This window comes from Zoogloea ramigera (assembly GCF_006539865.1).
GTDB classification, from domain to species: domain Bacteria; phylum Pseudomonadota; class Gammaproteobacteria; order Burkholderiales; family Rhodocyclaceae; genus Zoogloea; species Zoogloea ramigera.
The window spans coordinates 1-1,151 of the sequence record NZ_BJNV01000175.1; the positions used below are offsets into that span (position 1 = coordinate 1).

Annotated in this window: 1 protein-coding gene; it reads left to right on the forward strand. The window is 66.2% G+C overall.

The genetic code is table 11. The annotated features are described in order from the left end of the window. Positions 1 to 1,151, forward strand: a 1,151-nt coding sequence (locus ZRA01_RS20305; protein ID WP_141355184.1) for a DEAD/DEAH box helicase family protein, incomplete at both ends; no start/stop codon positions are given.

A 1,151-nucleotide genomic window follows, 5' to 3' on the forward strand; every position in this document is an offset into this window, starting at 1 on the left:
GCCCAAGGGCGGGCGGGTGGAGCCGCTGCTGGCCTTTCCGGGCGGGGCGCTGGTGGATTTTGCGGTAAGCCAGTCGGAAGTGATGATGAGCACCCGGCTGGCCGGCACGGCGACGCGCTTCCTGCCGTTCAACCAGGGCAACGGCGGCGGCGCTGGCAACCCGCCCAACCCCTTCGGCTTTGCCACGTATTACCTGTGGCAGGAGGTCTGGCAGCGGGACAGCTGGCTGGAGATCCTCGGCCGCTACCTGATCGGCCAGCGCAACGACAAGAAGCAGCTCACGGGGGTGATCTTCCCCCGCTATCACCAGCTCGACGCAACCCGCAAGCTGGTGGCCGACGTGCTGGCGAATGCGGGAGACCCGGGCGCCCGCCAGCGTTACCTCGTCCAGCACTCGGCCGGCTCGGGGAAGACGAACTCGATCGCGTGGACGGCGCACTTCCTCGCCGACCTACATACGGCCGCGCACGAGAAGGTGTTCGACAGCGTGCTGGTGGTCTCCGACCGCACGGTGCTGGACGACCAGTTGCAGGAAGCAATTTTCGATTTCCAGCGCACCACCGGCGTGGTGGCCACGATCACCGATGAGCATGGCAGCAAGAGCGCCCAGCTCTCCCAGGCGCTGAAGGACGGCAAGAAGATCATCGTCTGCACGATCCAGACCTTCCCCTTCGCGCTGAAGGCGGTGCAGGAACTGGCGGCTACCGAGGGCAAGCGCTTCGCGGTGATCGCCGACGAGGCCCACAGCTCGCAGACAGGCGAGGCGGCGGCCAAGCTCAAGCAGGTGCTGTCGGCCGATGAGCTGGACGCCCTGCAGGACGGCGGCGAGATCGACACCGAGGCCCTGCTGGCGGCGCAAATGTCGGCCAAAGCGGCACAGGACAAGGGGCTCACCTACATCGCGTTCACCGCGACGCCCAAGCAGAAGACGCTGGAGCTCTTCGGCACCCCGGACGCCGACGGGCTGCCTCAGCCCTTCCATGTGTATTCGATGCGCCAGGCAATCGAGGAGGGTTTCATCCTCGACGTGCTGAAGAACTACACGACCTACCAGCTGGCCTTCAGGCTCGCCCACGACGGCCGGGACTATGACGAGCAGCAGGTGGAGAAGTCGGAGGCGCAGAAGGAGATCATGCAGTGGGTGCGCCTCC